Origin of the sequence: Thermosynechococcus sp. (assembly GCF_046299635.1) — a bacterium.
In the GTDB taxonomy this organism is placed as follows: Bacteria; Cyanobacteriota; Cyanobacteriia; order Thermosynechococcales; family Thermosynechococcaceae; genus Thermosynechococcus.
Genome location: NZ_JBKBHV010000023.1, coordinates 1 through 16,421, shown reverse-complemented (window position 1 = coordinate 16,421; position 16,421 = coordinate 1). Strand labels below are relative to the sequence as shown.

Genomic DNA, 16,421 nt, shown 5'->3' with positions numbered 1-16,421 from the left:
CTATAAATTGAGAAATATCTGCAATAAGCTGCTTTCAAAAAGTTGTTAAATGCAATATGTCATCACCCTTGTGGTTGCCGTTTACCTACATTGCCGACCCCCATTTTCGGAAACGGCGCCGGAGAAAAGATATGTCTAAACTGATTTCCCTTGCCGAAGCGAAGACGGGCGATCGCTACACGATTGCTGAATTGACCTGCGATAATACTCAGCAACTGTTGGGGATGGGGCTCAGGCCGGGGGCAGTCATTACTGTTTTACACAGGAGCGATCGCGGAGCAGTCATGGTGGCGCTCGCTTCCAGCCGGTTTTGCATTAACCACGAGTTAGCCCAAGACATCTGGCTCAAGGCGATTGACCCTGTAGAGGCGAACCTGCGCACTGCTCCCATTGGTGCTCGTCTACGCATTGTTGGCTATGCCCCCACCCATCCCGGTTACAAACGCAAATTATTAGCAATGGGCTTAACTCCCGGCACGGAAGTTGAGGTGATTCGCCATGCCCCCTTGGGTGATCCCACAGACATTAAGGTGCGGGGCTTTCATTTGACCTTGCGCAAGGATGAAGCCGATGCCCTCAAGGTTTCTCCGCTTTAGAGAAGGAGTGTGGTATGGCAGCAACAATTGCCCTGATTGGCAATCCAAATTGTGGTAAAACAACAATTTTTAATGGTCTCACAGGCGCAAATCAACGGGTGGGGAATTGGCCGGGAGTGACTGTTGAGCGCAAGGAAGGCCGCTATCGCGATCGCGACCTCACTGTAACGGTGGTGGATTTGCCGGGGGTGTATGCCCTCGATGCTGAGGATAGCGGCCTAGACCAGCAGATTGCCCGCAAGTTTCTATTGGCGCGTGAGTATGATTTGGTCGTCAATATCCTTGATGCGGCAAACTTGGAGCGTAACTTTTACCTGACCTCACAGTTGCTCGATCTAGGAGTACCGCTGCTCCTCGTCCTCAACATGATGGATGTGGCTCATGCTGCAAGAATCACCATTGATATAGAGCCGCTGAGCCAACGTTTAGGCCTTCCTGTCTTGCCCTTTTGTGCCAAACAAAAACGGTATTTTGCGCAACTGCGGGAAGCAATTCGCACCGCCTTGGCCGCACCGCCCATGTCTCCTATCAGTGTGCCCCAACCGCCTGTCATTGAAGAGGCGATTGCCGATTTGCTCACCCAAGGTGCTAGGGATCGAGCCCAAGCCTTGACGTGGTTGCAGTACTTTGAATCAGTTCCCAATGATGTTGTAGCACCCCTGCGCCAATGGCGACAGCGGATTCACCAGACCCTAGGGGAAGATATTGATTTCCTCATTGCCGATAGTCGCTATCGTTGGATTCAGCACTTGATGGCTGAGGTTCTGAAACGGGGCGATCGCCAGCAGCTGTCTTCTCCACGGAGGGCATGATTATGCTTTTGCAACTACAGGACTATATTCAAAAGCGCCAAGTGGTTTCCTTGGCAGAATTGGCAACCCATTTTCACACATCACCAGCGGTGATTGAACCAATTCTTCGCCAACTCATTCGCAAAGGGCGCCTGCAAAAAGTCACCCCTAGCCGCTGTGGCGGCTGTCATCAATGTGGCTCCCACACTCTTGAACTCTACGAATGGAGGACCAATCATGCTATCCACAGCAATGACCAATCGGCTCAATGAACAAATCACCTTGAAATCTACTCGGCACACCTCTACTTGCAGATGAGTTCTTGGTGCGCCCACAAAGCCCTCGAAGGGTGTGCGGCATTCCTCAGTCAACACGCCGATGAAGAAATGGCTCACATGCGACGCCTGTTGAATTACATGCACGAAACCGGTGCCTTGGCCATTCTAGGGGGTATGGAAGCGCCGCCGCACACCTTTCAGTCTCTGAAGGACATGTTCGCCAAAGTCTATGAGCACGAACAGTTTGTGACCCGCAAAATTAACGAACTGGTGAAACTGGCCGATACGGAACCTGACTATGGCACATTGCAATTCCTCCAGTGGTACGTTGCCGAACAGCACCAAGAGGAGTTTTTGTTCAAGAGCATTCTCGACAAAATCGAACTCATCGGCACAGAGGGGCAAGGACTCTTTTTTATCGATCAGGAAATTGGCAGGCTTGCCCAAACCAAAGCAGCCACAACAATGGAGTCATTGCCCTCTGCCTAACCAATGGGTGCCGCTTGAGAAAGTGTCATGTGTCGCTCTCCAAGTTCCCAAATGCTCAGAGTACTGTTTAGGTAGTGAGGAGTGATTCGCAAACGAAAGTCCTGGGGTCGAAACACGGCAAGACTCTCGGGACTTTTTATTTTGGGCTGAAGCCGTTACCCTAGAAATTATGCCTTTGCGAATTTCCGGCCAGCGATCGCTCAAAACCCTGCCCGGTCACAGTACCCGTCCCACAAGTGCCAAGGTTCGCCAAGCCATTTTCAATATCTGGCAGGGTCGTCTGCAAGGGTGTTGCTGGCTAGATTTGTGTGCGGGTACGGGGGCGATGGGCGCGGAAGCCCTCCTGCGGGGCGCTCAGTGGGTAGTGGGTATTGAGCAGTCTCCCCAAGCCTGTCAAGTCATCCGGCAAAACTGGTCAGCCCTTGCCCAACCCCATCAGCACACGCTGGTTTTGCGGGGGGATGTGCGCCAAAAATTGCCTCAAGTTCCTATTCCCCAGTTTGACTTTATTTATTTTGACCCCCCCTACAATAGTGATTTATATCTACCCGTTCTCCGGTTGCTTTGGCAGGAGGAGCGTCTCAGCCCTGAGGGAGAAATTGCCGTTGAGTGTCGCACGAAAAATCCACCAGACTTAGAGGCGATTCTGGAGATCGGCTGGCAGCAAGAGCGGCTTAAAATCTACGGCAGCACGGCGGTCATTTTCCTCAGGCGTTAGCATCACCGCTGAGTTTGGATCTGTGCCATGCGCCCCTAAAACTCATCGGTTGCAGGAGAGAGGGAATCGCGGTAGAGTGGCGATGGGCAAAGGCAACTTCCCCAAGCCTGTCACAGGCTCACGAGATCCCTCCATGTGTCTCCAAGGCTTCTACTGTTCGCTGATTCAATAGTGGTATGCAAACCCGTTCCCTTGGTCGCACTGAGATTCAAATCACGCCGCTAATTCTTGGCACTTGGCAAGCGGGCAAACGCGGATGGGTCGGTATTGAAGATGAGGAGTCCATTCGGACAATTCGGACTGCTGTGGAAGCGGGGATGACCACCATTGATACGGCGGAGGTCTATGGGGATGGGCACGCCGAGCGGATTGTGGCCACAGCGGTACGAGATTTGCGCGATCGCTGTGTCTATGCAACGAAGGTCTTTGCTAACCATTTGCGCTACAAAGAAGTCATTGCCGCCTGCGAGCGATCGCTCCGCAACCTGAACACGGATTACATTGACCTCTACCAAATCCACTGGCCAGCGGGTTCCTTTGGCTCAGAGATCGTGCCCATTGAGGAAACGATGCAAGCGATGGTGGAGTTAAAAGCCGCAGGCAAAATCCGCGCTATTGGCGTTTCCAACTTCTCCCGTGCTCAACTGGCAGAGGCCATGCAGTACGGACGTATTGACAGTATCCAGCCGTCCTACTCCCTCTTTTGGCGCTGGGCAGAAACGGAATTAATTCCCTTCTGCATTGAGCACGAGATTACGGTTTTGGCCTACTCCCCCCTTGCCCAAGGCTTGCTCACGGGTCGCTTTGGCCCCGGCCACCAGTTTGACCCCGCAGATAACCGCGCCAAAAACCAACTCTTTCAGGGGGAAACCTATGAGCGCGCCCTTGAAGCCATTGAACTCATGAAACCCATTGCCACCAGCTTGGGCACAACGGTAGGGAATTTAGCCTTGGCGTGGCTACTGCATCAACCGCAAACCTGTACCATTGTCGGTGCCCGCCATCCAGAGCAGGTGCTGGAAAATATCAAGGCGGCTGATCTCCACTTGGATGAGTCCATCTTGGCCATGCTGGATGACATTAGCCGGCCGGTCATTGCCACCCTTGATCCGGCGAATCCGGTAATGTGGAAGTGGTAGTTCAGATTCGCCAACCTCTTTATGGAACTCCTCGGTCTTTGTGCAATTGCTCTCTACTGCTTTATTGCCCTGCGCTTTTGGCAAGGGTTTCACCGCACGTACTATACACAATCGCGTTTTATTCTCAGCGTGCTGTGGTTACCGCTGCTGATGAATAAGTCCTATCGGGAAAATTTTCGTCGCGCACTGCTGGGCTAGGTGACAGGTGCGATTTGGCTGATCGGCGGCACCCACGAGAGTCGCTGGATTGCCGACTGCATCCTATCCCAAGGCTTTTCCTGCTGGGTGAGCGTCACAACCGCGGCTGCCGCCGGTCTTTATCCAGCGCATCCGTTGCTCACCTGTCATGTGGAGCGCTTGACTCCTGAACGGGCCCGCAAATTGATTCAACAACACTCGATTCAAGGGATTGTGGATGCTTCCCATCCCTTTGCCGCGGCGGTCTCTGCCCTTGCCATTCGGCTCAGTCAAGAACTGGGTCTGCCTTACCTGCGGTTTGAACGCCCCGATTTGCCCCAAACGACGGGTATCTATACGGATTTACCTGCGCTGCTACGAAGCAATCTCTTGGTGGGTGAGCGGGTGTTGTTGACCTTGGGAGTAAAACTGTTGGCGGCCTTTGCGCCTCTGCAGGGTCAAGCAACCCTCTTTGCCCGAATTTTGCCGACGGTGACGGCGTTAGAAACGGCTCTTGCTGCGCGGTTCGATCGCCGGCGGTTGATTGCGATCTTTCCGCCGGTATCCCAAGAACTAGAGCGCGCCCTCTGGCAACAGTGGCAGATTACAACGGTAGTCACCAAGGCCTCAGGTACTGCCGGCGAGCAGATCAAGCAGACCCTTGCCCGCGAATTGGGGGTCAAGCTGATTACGCTGCGGCGTCCGCCTATAAGTTATCCGCGCCAAACGAGCGATCGCGCCGGTATCGAGGCCTTTTTGCAGGAATTGGCCACCTCTAGACAAAGCGATCGGTTACTGCCCCCAGACTACTAGAAGAGACGAGTTTAGTATATTTGGCCAACACCCCCCGGGTATAGCGAGGCGCCGGCGGCTGCCATTTAGCGCGACGGGCGGCCAGTTCTTCCTCACTGACATTGAGTTGCAGCAGCCGCCGCTGGGCATCAATGGTGATTAAGTCTCCCTCCTCCACTAGGGCAATGGTTCCTCCCACGGCTGCCTCCGGCGCAACGTGACCCACGACCATGCCATAGGTACCGCCGGAGAAGCGACCATCGGTAATGAGACCCACACTATCCCCTAGGCCGGCACCGATAATGGCCGACGTGGGAGCCAGCATTTCCCGCATCCCCGGACCGCCAACGGGGCCTTCATAGCGAATGACAATGACATCGCCGGGGTTGATCTTGCCGCTAAGAATTGCCTCCAGACAGGCTTCCTCGGAGTCAAAGACGCGGGCAGGTCCGGTAATCTGGGGATGTTTCACGCCGGAGAGTTTGGCGACGGCGCCTTCTGTGGCTAAATTGCCCTTGAGGATGGTCAAGTGCCCCGTGGCATAGAGGGGTCGCTCTAGGGGACGGATCACTTCTTGATTAGGATCGGGGCGATCGGGCACATCCCGCAGCCGCTCGGCAATGGTTTCTCCGGTAATCGTCAGGCAATCCCCGTGCAGCAGGCCGGCATTGAGGAGCATTTTCATCACCTGCGGAATGCCCCCTGCCCGGTGCAGATCGGTGGTGACGTATTGACCCGACGGTTTTAGGTCGCAGAGAACGGGCACCCGCTGGCGGATGGTTTCAAAGTCATCAATGGTCAGGGGTACCTCGGCACTGTGGGCGATCGCCAGAAAGTGCAGCACGGCGTTTGTGGAGCCGCCGATCGCCATAATCACACTCAGGGCATTTTCAATGGATTTGCGGGTGATAATATCGCGGGGGCGGATATCTTTGCGGATAGCTTCCACCAGCACCTTGCCCGCCAACTCCGTACTGTCGGCTTTTTCTTCGTCCTCCGCCGCCATGGTTGAGGAGTACATCAGGCTCATGCCCATGGCTTCAAAGGCCGAGGACATGGTGTTGGCCGTAAACATGCCGCCGCAGGAACCTGCCCCCGGACAGGCATGGTGTTCAATGGCATGGAGCGTCGCCTCATCCATTTTGCCGGCGCTAAACTGCCCCACGGCCTCAAAGGCGCTGACAACCGTAAGGTCTTGCCCCTGCCAGTGACCGGGCTTAATCGTGCCTCCATAGACAAAAATAGCCGGAATGTTCATCCGTGCCATGGCAATCATTGCGCCGGGCATGTTTTTGTCGCAGCCGCCGATCGCCAGCACCCCATCCATACTTTGGGCATTACAGGCGGTCTCAATGGAATCAGCAATCACATCCCGCGAGACCAAGGAGTATTTCATCCCCTCGGTGCCCATGGAAATGCCATCGCTGACCGTAATGGTGCCGAACAACTGCGGCATGCCCCCTGCTGCCCGAATACCGGCTTCGGCGCGACTGGCAAGGGTGGCAATGCCCATATTGCAGGGGGTAATCGTACTGTAGGCACTGGCCACCCCCACAATGGGCTTGTTAAAATCCTCATCGCCAAAGCCCACGGCTCGCAGCATGGCTCGGTTGGGAGTGCGTTGAATACCTTCTGTGATGATGCGACTGCGCCAGTTTTCTGCCATAGTGTTCTCGCGATCGGCCTAAACATTAATCAAAAACATTTTCCCCCACTCGTGGGCGATCGCTCCAGCGGCCAAGCCAAATAAAACCCTAAAGCAGCAAACAAGCCTAGACCAGAAAGATACTTGACACTGTTGGGAATCAGCGGATTGGGCGACCAAAAGCCTTCGATAATACCTGCAATCACCAGCAGCGGCACGATCCCAAACATGAGTTGCGCGGCCAGAGCACCATTGCGCTTCAACGCCGTAGAGCGACGGTAGCGCCCCGGCAAGAGAATTGCCTGCCCTAGCAGCAGACCCGCTGCCCCTGCTAGAAAAATGGCGGGTAACTCCAAAGCACCATGGGGACTGACGAAAGCCCAAAAGGGGTACTCTAGGTTGTTTTGTGCCACAAGGGCAGCGATCGCCCCCATATGCAAACCGTTATTCCAGAGCATATAAAGGGTTCCTAGCCCCCCTAGGATTCCCCCCGCCAACATTGCAAAGGCAACACTCAAGTTATTGGTCATAATGGCACTAGAAGCCAAGGGTTCGACACCCACAATAGACCCCATCCACAGCTTGCCCTCCTTTTCCACAAGAGACAAAATATCCGAGGGCACCACCAGTTCCAAAAACTGGCGATCGCTCCACGCATACCACCAGGCGATCGCAGCGGCTACCAGAAACACCCCAACAGCAAAGGCCGTATAGCCCCATGTTTGCTGGACAACCGCCGGGAAGCCCCGCTGGAAAAACCACCAGACTTTGCGCCAATCTTGAGAGCGCTGACCCTGATAGACTTGGCTGTAGCCCCGCAAGGTTAGACCCTGCAAATAATTGATGATGCTATTACTCAAGCGGCGCGTTTTTGCCCGTGCCAAATCCGCACTGACCACGCGGTACAACTGACTAAGCCGACAAATCTCCGTTGCCGATAACCCCTGAATTCCCTCCGTCTCAACACGGTTGAGCAGTTGTTCTAGCTCTAGCCACTGTGGCTCTTGACGGATCAGCCAGCGTTCAACATTCATGACTATCCGATTCCTCTTGAATTGCCCCCAAAAAGGACTCTAGGCGTTTGCGAGGAATGTAGGGCCAGCCGCCATTGGCTTCAATATCCCGCAGTAGTTTATAGAGGGCTTGGCGGTTGGTGGGCAAGGCCGCTTGAAACTGATTGTCACAAATTTCACGGTGCAATTGTTCCAAAAGCCGCAGTAACGCGAGCAGGTCATGGACATTTCCATTGGCTTGGGCAGCCGCCATGCGGATCCTTTCGGCAAGGGCGTTGAGGTCGGTTGTTGTCAACGATGAGGATAAAGGTATCATTCTTTCCTATAGAGCTTTTTGAAGCCAGAATTAATGATTTTTTAGCACAGTTGCTTACAGGACAACACAAGCGGAGGGTGCAGATTCCTGTGACCCCCAGAGGGTCGCCGCCTCAAGCCTAAGCGATCGCCTCACCGGTTTTAGCGGAAAGGGCCGAGGCAAGGTCGGCAGGAGCAAAGACCCCTAGTTCGGTGATAATGCCGCTAATCAAATGGGCAGGGGTGACATCAAAGGCAGGATTGTAAAAATCCACCCCAGCCGGCGTAATGCGGCTAAACCCCACCTGATAAATTTCTTGGGGGTGTCGCTCCTCGATGGGAATTTCTGCCCCGCTAGCAATTTTCGTGTCAATCGTGGAAAGGGGAGCCGCGATAAAGAAGGGAATGTTGTGGGCTTTGGCGGCGAGGGCAACACTATAGGTGCCAATTTTATTGGCTGTGTCCCCATTGAGGGCAATGCGATCGGCACCCACCACCACCGCATCAATCATCCCCCGCTGCATACAGTGGGCGGCCATCGTATCGGCCAAGACGGTGACGGGAATGCCCTCCTGGACACATTCCCAAGCAGTTAGTTTTGCCCCCTGAAGGCGAGGACGGGTTTCATCGGCATAGAGTCGCTCCAAACGCCCCGCTGCCCAAGCAGCCCGAACCACCCCTAAGGCTGTTCCATAGCCTGCCGTCGCCAGAGCACCGGCATTGCAGTGGGTGAGCAAGCACAATTTCTCAGGGGTTTTAGGGAGGGCATTGAGGCCGTGTTGACCAATGGCTTGGCAGGTTTGCACGTCTTCCCGAGCAATGGCTTGGGCCGTTTCAAGGAGGTGGTTCTGAAGTTCCTCAAGGGACGCTCTGGGCTGTTGGGCTGCTGCCAGCATCCGATCAATGGCCCAAAATAAATTCACCGCGGTTGGCCGCGTCTGCCGCAATTTGTCAGCAATGTTCTCAAGGTGAGCTAAGAAGCCCTCGCGATCGCTCCCGCGGTATTCCCGTGCCCCTAAGACCATGCCAAAGGCCGCTGCCACCCCGATCGCCGGCGCCCCCCGCACAATCATATCCCGGATGGCTGTAGCCATTTCGGCAGCAGTCGTGATGTCCTTGAGTTCATACTGTTCTGGCAAGCGAGTCTGGTCAATCAACTGTACGCGATCGCCCACCCACACTACAGGAAAGATGGTTCCGACATTTGCTGTGAGTACCACAACCGCCTCCGTACCTCACATCTAAATTGACTACTCATCATAGCCTAGGGTAGAAATTTACTTTAACCTCTAAAGCTCGGTTACAAAGCAACCCCTAGGCAAACGTCAGCTCACCATTCACCTCTAGGCGGGTAAATGGGTTGGGAATCAGAAACTGCTCTCCCAAGGCTTCGGCCACACTGGGGGTAATCCAGCCCAGTTGCTTCAACAGTTGAATGGCAACAGCATATTTGGCACGCTTGGCACCATCGCTGACCTTAATGGCCAATCCCATACCTTCGCCCACACGACCCACACATTGAATCCCCTCAGCCCCCGACTTACTGAGGATTTCTCCCTCCGTGAGGCGCATCAACTCACTATCAAAAGCACCAGATCCGCCAACGAAATCCGGGTGGTGGGTCATGGCACGGACGACGCGCTCCATTGCCCAGTCATTGCCAGAGGCCAGCTGGCCGTAAAGGGTGGCCATCTGCACCAGTTGCATCAAGTACGTGGGCGCCCCACAGTCGTCGTGGGCACAGATAAATTCTGCGGCGGGCATCTTCAGCAGTTCCGCCACCTTGGAAAGGATCAGGGTCTGAACCGGGTGATTTTTGTGCAGATAGCTGGCCAGCGGCCAATTGCGCTGTTGACAAACCGCCAGCATCCCGGCGTGTTTACCTGAACAGTTGTGCTGGAGTGCTCCTTGGCGGCCGGGGGGAATGGGACATTGCAGAGCGGTGGGATCCACATCCGCCCGCCAGAGGATGTTAAAGACTTGGCGCACTTGCTCGATCCGGCCTTGGTGCGAGCTACAAATAATGGCGAGGTCGCGATCGCTCAAATCGAAGCGTTCCATTGTTCCGGTGGTGGTCACTGCCAAGGCTTGAAAGGGCTTAAGGGCAGAGCGAACAAAGGCAGCGGTTTCCGCATTCCCTGCAAGGGCAAGAATTCGACCCCGAGCATCACAAACAACGGCGTGGACATGGTGGCGCGACTCAACAATCCCTTCCCGCAGTAGGCAAACCTCGAGGGCAGGGGCTTGGGTGCGTTTGGACATAGGTTCGGTCATGCGGGTAAATGAGCAACAATGTCAGCAGCAGCTACAGGAGTGCCCAAGCAAGGGCAAGTCCCAAAGAAAAGATCACTAGTGCCAAAAGGGTCACCTGTAACCGTTGCAAAATCGGGCGCAACTCGTAGGTATAAATCAGGCGATCTTGAGCCAATTCAGCTTCAGGTTTTTGCCATTCTTGACCGTCATACCAGCCCGTTTCTTCGTAGATGACGGTGGGACGTTGCAGGCGATCGCCCACGTAGGCCCAACCCAACACAAGGCGTAGGAGAATGAGTAATAGCAAAAAATTAGCTCCTAGGGCAGCGGCTAAGAAGGTGTGAAAGGGCGCCTCTTTCAAGGGAAAACTGGCGATCGCCACCGATCCACTGACCAGCCAAGCCATCCCCCACAGCAGTAGCAAACGCACTTGAAAACGCGGACGCGGCCAACTCGACCATTCAAAAAACCAAGAGGCTTTGAGGTCACGATATTCGTTGATCGGTCGTTGATCTGTCGGAACGGGACAGAGAATCTGAGACACAGTGGCACAAGTTCAAGGACGCTGTTTCCAGCATACCAGTCTCGCTCAAATCGTGGATCGCCACAGTGTGCATGAAATCGGGCGATCGCCCCGTACACTAGAGGATGGTACTCTTACCCCGCGTCTAGTGGGGAAAACTTTGTTGCTATACTAATTAGCCCTTAACTTCCTTGCGGCACTGTTGATGGAATGGCACCAGTCTGATGTTGCGCAATTGCGTGTAATTGACCAGTTGCTGGCGGGACACAACCTCAGTCCAGCACAATACGACATTACACGCCGCGTGATCTATGCAACGGGGGATTTAGAATACCTAGATTTGATGATTTATTCAGAGCAGGCACTGCAATCCGGTGTGGCTGCCTTGGCTGCTCACACCCCCATTGTGGTGGATGTCACGATGGTACAGGTGGGGGTACTTTCCTACGCCCAAAACACATTTGGCAATCCCATCTACTGTGGTGCTGAAACCTTTACCCGTCCGCAGCAGGAAAAGTCCCGCATTGCCTTTGGCATTGAAACCTTGGCGCGGCGTCATCCCACCGCCATTTTTGTCCTCAGTAGTGATCACTCAGCCCTAGAACCCCTTCTCACCCTAGTGGAGGCTCAGGAGATTCGTCCGGCGTTAATTATTGACGCTGCCCCCAATTTTCTCCCCCCCATTTTGGATCGCCTCCAAAAGTCTTGGGTGCCCTACATCTCCATTAAGGGTTGCAAAGGGGGGGTGAGCGCTGCCACAGCAATCATGAACGGTTTACTAAAGTTGGCTTGGACGGCCTATGGCGACCCCCTTCCCTGAGACGAGTGAGTGGCTCTGTATTGGCCAAATTGTCGGTGCCCATGGCCTGCGAGGGGAGGTTAAGGTCAAGCCCTTTAGCGATTTTCCCGAACGCTTTACGGTGGCGGGTTCTCGTTGGTTGCGATCGCCCCGGCAGCCACAGCCTTATGCTGTTACCCTCGTGCGCGGGCGATTTTTACCCCGTGCCGAACAGTTTGTGGTCACCTTTGCCGAAGTCAGCGATCGCACGGCAGCAGAGGCGCTCAAGGGGGCAGAAATTTTAGTCCCCGCCAGCGATCGCCCCCCCCTTGCGGCCAATGAGTACCACCTCATGGACTTGATTGGACTGGCGGTGTATCACCAAGGTGAGCGGGTTGGCGAGGTGGTGGGGTTGGTTAACGCCGGCAATGATCTCCTAGAAGTGCAGTTACTCAATCCTGCCAAAGACTCCCCCCTAGCGGTGTATATTCCCTTCGTGCCCGCCATTGTCCCAGTAGTTGATCTAGCGGCGCGACGTATTGAAATTGATCCCCCCTTGGGGCTGTTACCCTGATCAATCTCTACCAAAATCGTTAATAATAGGGATACTTCTATTTTTTAGTCCCGACTCTTGAGATTGTTGTTGAGTGAGTTGAGTGAGTTGCCCCAACCCATCCCTTAAAACCCATTAATTCCACTTTGACGGTAGCCTTTACCTGAGCGATCGCGATCGCCCTACTGTTTGTCCTTTCGTAGAGATTTCAGAGCCTTTGAGAGACAGCATGAGCATTGGTAAAGTTCGCATTTATGACCTATCCAAAGAACTCAACCTAGATAATCGAGATTTATTGGCGATCTGTGAACAGTTGGGAATTCCCTATAAAAGTCACAGCAGCACAATTTCCGATGCTGATGCCGATCGCATTCGCGAAGCTGCCAAAACCTATCAACCCCATAGTGCCCCTCCCCGTAAAGTCTCAAAAGCACCTCCGCCAGTGAAAAAAGCCCCAGCCCCTCCAAAAACACAGCAAATTGTGGCTGTGCATACCCAGCCCCGTTCTGAAACGACAGAAGCGCCGAAGCCTCAATTACAACAGCCTCCCGCTCGCCCCCAAGCACTGCAAGCGCCGACGCGACCCACGCCCCCTGAACCCGTTGCCACGAAGCCAGCGGAACCTGTGGCTCCCAAGCCCCCTACACCCCCTGCAAAACCCGAACCGACACCACCGCGTCCAGTGCCTACTTTAGTTCCCCCACCCACCCGCCCCACCAAGAAAGTGGAAAAAGTGGCTGCGGCTCCCCCGCCCCGCAAAGAGCTAAAAGAACCACCCAAAAAAGAAAAGGGGGCGATCGCTCCCGCCAAACCCAGCAGTCAAGACCGCATCGAAATTGTCCAGCGAGCAGTCCCTCCGGCGCCGGTCAAACCTTCGGAAATGGCGCCCAAGCCCTCCATGCCGCAGCTACAACCGCCACCGGCAAAACCTGTTCCCCCGGTTCTGCGGGCACCGAATTCGCCGAAGCCCATCACCGAAACCGTTGAAGTACTTGATGACAAGTCCGTTAGCAAAGTCATCAAAGATCGCCACCGTCACAAAGACTTTGATGATGAGGAGAACAAACGCAAATCCTCCCGTGTCGTTAAGTTGCGGGAAGAAGTCATTGATGAAGAAGAAGAACTCGAACTCACCAGCCGCTTGGTAGGGGTACACCAAGTCACGGTGGATGTCAGTCAATCACTACAACGGCCACCCAAGCCCAAGGCGCCTCGCCCAGCCCGTCCGGTTACGCCCGCAACAAAAACCGAAAAAAGCAGCGAGAAAAAACAACCCCGCCATCGCGATCGCCGTCGCGAAGAGCCAGCCGAAGCCCCACCACCCGATCACATCACGATTGAAGGCCCAATGTCGGTGCAGGAGTTGGCTAGTTTAGTGCGTCGCCCCGAAGCGGAAATCATTAAAATTCTCTTCTTTAAAGGGATTGCCGCTACCATCAACCAAACCCTTGAGGTGGAAACGATTGAACTCGTGGCCAAAGAATTGGGGATTACTGTTGAGACAGCTCAACAAAAAGCCGACGCCACAAAAGTTACGGAAATGCTGGAGTCCAGCGACCTTGACCACCTGCAACGCCGCCCCCCTGTAGTCACCATCATGGGTCATGTGGATCATGGTAAAACCAGCCTTCTCGATGCCATTCGCAATGCCAAAGTTGCCCAAGGAGAAGCAGGTGGCATCACGCAGCATATTGGCGCCTACCACGTGGACGTGGAATACAATGGCGAAAAACATCAGGTGGTCTTTTTGGATACCCCCGGTCACGAGGCCTTTACAGCGATGCGGGCAAGGGGAGCGAAGGTTACTGATATTGCAATTTTAGTCGTTGCTGCCGACGATGGCGTGCAGCCGCAAACAATTGAAGCTATTAGCCACGCCAAAGCAGCCAAAGTTCCGATTATTGTCGCCATCAACAAAATTGACAAAGAGTCTGCCCAACCGGAGCGAGTCAAGCAGGAACTTACGGAATATGGTCTAGTACCCGAAGAGTGGGGCGGCGACACAATTATGGTGCCCGTCAGTGCCCTACAACGGCAAAATCTCGATACCCTCTTGGAAATGATCCTACTGGTGGCAGAAGTGGAGGATCTTTACGCCAATCCCGATCGCCCTGCTAAAGGCACCGTCATTGAAGCCCACCTAGACCGGGCACGGGGACCTGTGGCCACCTTGCTGGTACAAAATGGTACGCTGCGGGTCGGCGATATTCTGGTGGCGGGAGCTTGTTTTGGTAAAGTCCGCGCCATGATTGACGATCGCGGGCAGCGGGTCGAGGCAGCAACTCCCTCCTTTGCTGTGGAAGTCTTAGGCCTAGCGGATGTTCCTGCTGCCGGGGATGAATTTGAAGTCCTCAGCGATGAAAAAGCTGCCCGTGCCCTTGCGGAAGAGCGAGCCGCCGCCCAACGGCAATCCCGCCTTGCCCAAGCCGCAGCCGCCCGTCGAGTCTCCCTCACGTCGTTGTCTAGCCAAGCGCGCGAAGGGGAACTCAAGGAACTCAATCTCATTCTCAAAGCTGACGTTCAAGGTTCCGTCGAGGCCATTTTGGCAGCCCTCAACCAACTGCCCCAAGATCAAGTTCAGTTACGGGTTTTGCTGGCTGCCCCCGGCGAAATTACCGAAACCGATGTTGACCTTGCCGCCGCCAGTAGTGCCGTCATCATTGGCTTTAATACGACCCTTGCTTCAGGGGCACGCCAAGCGGCTGAGCAGCACAACGTTGATATCCGCGAATACAACATCATCTATAAGCTCCTCGATGATATTCAAGGAGCCATGGAGGGGATGCTGGAACCCGAACTGGTGGAGGAAGAGCTGGGTCAAGCAGAGGTACGGGCGATCTTCCCCCTGAGTAAGGGCATTGTAGCGGGTTGCTACGTGCTCAACGGCAAACTCGTGCGCAACTGCAAAGTCCGCGTTCTGCGGCAACAACAGGTCATCCACACGGGTATCCTCAGTTCCCTCAAACGGATGAAGGACGACGTTCGCGAAGTGGCAGCGGGCTACGAATGTGGGGTGCGCCTAGAGGACTTTGAACTTTGGCAGCAAGGGGATATTATTTCCGCTTTCCAAACGGTGACAAAACGCCGCACTCTAGGCGCAAGTGGTGACAAAGGTTAAAATGAAACTGACCTGTAGGTTACCTCTCTGTTGATGACCTATGAAACTTAACCGCCGCACTTTTGTGCGCTCCTTAGGGCAAGGGGGAGCGGCTTTTTTGTTGATGGCCGGCACTAAGGCGCTGCTCAGTGGCTGCGACCGGCGGCTCCCCGATTCCCGGCAGGTATCGCCTTCACCCCAAATTTCTGCTCGAGGACTACTCCAACCCGGCCAACTGGCTTGGGGGGCTTCTCCTGAGGACGGTGCACCCTACGTCTTTTACGATCCTACCAATCCTAGGCAGATCGTGGGGTTTGAAGTAGAAATCGCCACAGCTATTGCCCGCCTGTTGGGGGCTGAGCCGGTTCTAGTTAATAGTCTTTACGCTCAGCTGGCCGTCACTTTAGCGGCCAACCGGATTGATCTAATCCTCAACGGCTGGGAGATTACCCCAGAACGCCGGCGCCTTCAGCTCTTTTCCCAGCCCTACTATCGCTATGGTCAGCAAATTGTCGTGCGTGCAGACGATGCTCGTTTTCGCGAGTACGACCCCGTCAGTGAGATTGACCTAGGAATTTTAGCAGGAATGAAAGTAGGCACTGGCCTTGGCTACAAAGCCCAAGATATCCTTCAGCAAACGCCCCGTATTCAAACTGTGACGTATCCAGAATCTGACGACTACCTGGCTTACCTAGAAAACGGTGCTATTGATGCCATTCTTTTAGATACCCCTATTGTTGCCTATAACGTTTTGGGTAAAGGGATTGGTGGGCAAACTAGACCAAGGCTTCGTCCTATTGGCCAACCGTTGTTTCTAGATGATTATGTCATCGCTTTCAATGCCAAAAGTGCCAAGGGCAAAATACTGAGGGAGGAAGTGAACGAAGCCCTCAGCCTCCTCAAAAAAGACGGTACCCTGCGGCAAATTTACGAGCGTTGGGGGCTTTGGAATGACGATCAAGCGCAAATCGGCATTGTTTAGGGCAATCCTTTATTTGCCGATCTTGCCGATCGCCGGCTGGAGGCAGCGTTTGAAGCAGCGGCTAAAAGCTAAAATAGCTTAAGGAAATTCTGGAGTCGCTTTCCGCTCTGTAAGACTTATACAAATCTACCTGAAAAGTGCCGCAGTGCTGGTGAAGCGGCAGACGACCAGCGGGAGGAGGCTTAAGGATGATGACATTACAAGCGACTAAATGTTATCATATAACCATGATAACCAGTCCTGCGAAATAGATTTGAAAAGCGCTGTCGGGCGGCCAGTGCTGAAAACGCCCCTAGAGAGGTT

Annotated in this window: 18 protein-coding genes and 1 pseudogene; 13 read left to right on the top strand and 6 right to left on the bottom strand. The window is 54.3% G+C overall.

What is annotated here, in order from left to right; translation table 11 throughout:
- Positions 1–131: 131 nt before the first annotated feature.
- The 8 genes and pseudogenes from ACK4IR_RS09650 (at position 132) to ACK4IR_RS09615 (ending at position 5,001) form a co-directional block, all read left to right on the top strand.
- Positions 132–596 carry a ferrous iron transport protein A gene (locus tag ACK4IR_RS09650; RefSeq protein ID WP_409874157.1) on the top strand — a complete coding sequence of 155 codons (465 nt, stop codon included), beginning with the start codon at positions 132–134 and terminating at the stop codon, positions 594–596.
- Between the two features lie 14 nt (positions 597–610).
- On the top strand, positions 611–1,408 hold the full coding sequence (locus tag ACK4IR_RS09645; protein WP_409874156.1) for a FeoB small GTPase domain-containing protein: 798 nt from the start codon (positions 611–613) through the stop codon (positions 1,406–1,408).
- A 2-nt stretch (positions 1,409–1,410) separates the two neighbouring features.
- A complete protein-coding gene (locus tag ACK4IR_RS09640; protein WP_409874155.1) occupies positions 1,411–1,659 on the top strand; it encodes a FeoC-like transcriptional regulator in 249 nt (82 codons plus the stop codon).
- Positions 1,625–2,154, top strand: a pseudogene (gene ftnA / locus ACK4IR_RS09635) (non-heme ferritin). Before ACK4IR_RS09640 ends, ftnA begins: the two are co-directional and overlap by 35 nt.
- 169 nt (positions 2,155–2,323) lie before the next feature.
- Positions 2,324–2,872, top strand: a complete 549-nt coding sequence (gene rsmD / locus ACK4IR_RS09630) for a 16S rRNA (guanine(966)-N(2))-methyltransferase RsmD (RefSeq protein WP_409874154.1) — start codon at positions 2,324–2,326, stop codon at positions 2,870–2,872.
- Between the two features lie 176 nt (positions 2,873–3,048).
- Complete coding sequence (locus ACK4IR_RS09625) at positions 3,049–4,011, top strand: aldo/keto reductase (RefSeq protein WP_409874153.1); 963 nt, start codon at positions 3,049–3,051, stop codon at positions 4,009–4,011.
- Between the two features lie 21 nt (positions 4,012–4,032).
- On the top strand, positions 4,033–4,209 hold the full coding sequence (locus ACK4IR_RS09620; RefSeq protein ID WP_409874152.1) for a hypothetical protein: 177 nt from the start codon (positions 4,033–4,035) through the stop codon (positions 4,207–4,209).
- On the top strand, positions 4,210–5,001 hold the full coding sequence (locus tag ACK4IR_RS09615) for a cobalt-precorrin-6A reductase (protein ID WP_409874151.1): 792 nt from the start codon (positions 4,210–4,212) through the stop codon (positions 4,999–5,001). It begins immediately after the preceding gene.
- Here ACK4IR_RS09615 and ilvD read toward each other — a convergent pair.
- From ilvD to ACK4IR_RS09585, 6 genes are all read right to left on the bottom strand, one after another.
- Positions 4,964–6,646, bottom strand: a complete 1,683-nt coding sequence (gene ilvD, locus ACK4IR_RS09610; protein ID WP_409874150.1) for a dihydroxy-acid dehydratase — start codon at positions 6,644–6,646, stop codon at positions 4,964–4,966. The genes ACK4IR_RS09615 and ilvD overlap by 38 nt on opposite strands.
- Before the next feature lie 29 nt (positions 6,647–6,675).
- The gene (locus tag ACK4IR_RS09605) at positions 6,676–7,659 is read right to left on the bottom strand and encodes a stage II sporulation protein M (protein ID WP_409874149.1); all 984 of its coding nucleotides are present in this window, start codon (positions 7,657–7,659) and stop codon (positions 6,676–6,678) included.
- Positions 7,649–7,954: a hypothetical protein gene (locus ACK4IR_RS09600; protein ID WP_409874148.1), complete on the bottom strand. Its 306-nt coding sequence runs from the start codon at positions 7,952–7,954 to the stop codon at positions 7,649–7,651. The genes ACK4IR_RS09605 and ACK4IR_RS09600 overlap by 11 nt, the downstream gene beginning before the upstream one ends.
- Before the next feature lie 118 nt (positions 7,955–8,072).
- Positions 8,073–9,152 (bottom strand): S-methyl-5-thioribose-1-phosphate isomerase, encoded by a 1,080-nt coding sequence (mtnA, locus tag ACK4IR_RS09595; protein ID WP_409874147.1) that lies wholly within the window; start codon positions 9,150–9,152, stop codon positions 8,073–8,075.
- A 94-nt stretch (positions 9,153–9,246) separates the two neighbouring features.
- The gene (locus ACK4IR_RS09590) at positions 9,247–10,194 is read right to left on the bottom strand and encodes an asparaginase (RefSeq protein ID WP_409874146.1); all 948 of its coding nucleotides are present in this window, start codon (positions 10,192–10,194) and stop codon (positions 9,247–9,249) included.
- A gap of 43 nt (positions 10,195–10,237) precedes the next feature.
- Complete coding sequence (locus tag ACK4IR_RS09585; protein ID WP_409874145.1) at positions 10,238–10,729, bottom strand: CGLD27 family protein; 492 nt, start codon at positions 10,727–10,729, stop codon at positions 10,238–10,240.
- A 1-nt stretch (position 10,730) separates the two neighbouring features.
- Here ACK4IR_RS09585 and ACK4IR_RS09580 point away from each other — a divergent pair, with 1 nt between their 5' ends.
- The 5 genes from ACK4IR_RS09580 to ACK4IR_RS09560 all read left to right on the top strand — a co-directional run bounded on the left by ACK4IR_RS09580 (position 10,731) and on the right by ACK4IR_RS09560 (position 16,118).
- Positions 10,731–10,883 (top strand): hypothetical protein, encoded by a 153-nt coding sequence (locus tag ACK4IR_RS09580; protein WP_409874144.1) that lies wholly within the window; start codon positions 10,731–10,733, stop codon positions 10,881–10,883.
- A 30-nt stretch (positions 10,884–10,913) separates the two neighbouring features.
- The gene (locus ACK4IR_RS09575; RefSeq protein ID WP_409874143.1) at positions 10,914–11,528 is read left to right on the top strand and encodes a precorrin-8X methylmutase; all 615 of its coding nucleotides are present in this window, start codon (positions 10,914–10,916) and stop codon (positions 11,526–11,528) included.
- Entirely contained in the window at positions 11,509–12,060 is a 552-nt protein-coding gene (rimM, locus tag ACK4IR_RS09570; protein WP_409874142.1) for a ribosome maturation factor RimM, read from the top strand. Before ACK4IR_RS09575 ends, rimM begins: the two co-directional genes overlap by 20 nt.
- A gap of 208 nt (positions 12,061–12,268) precedes the next feature.
- Positions 12,269–15,157 carry a translation initiation factor IF-2 gene (gene infB, locus ACK4IR_RS09565; RefSeq protein WP_409874141.1) on the top strand — a complete coding sequence of 963 codons (2,889 nt, stop codon included), beginning with the start codon at positions 12,269–12,271 and terminating at the stop codon, positions 15,155–15,157.
- A 40-nt stretch (positions 15,158–15,197) separates the two neighbouring features.
- Positions 15,198–16,118: an ABC transporter substrate-binding protein gene (locus ACK4IR_RS09560; protein ID WP_409874140.1), complete on the top strand. Its 921-nt coding sequence runs from the start codon at positions 15,198–15,200 to the stop codon at positions 16,116–16,118.
- The last annotated feature ends 303 nt before the right edge of the window (positions 16,119–16,421 follow it).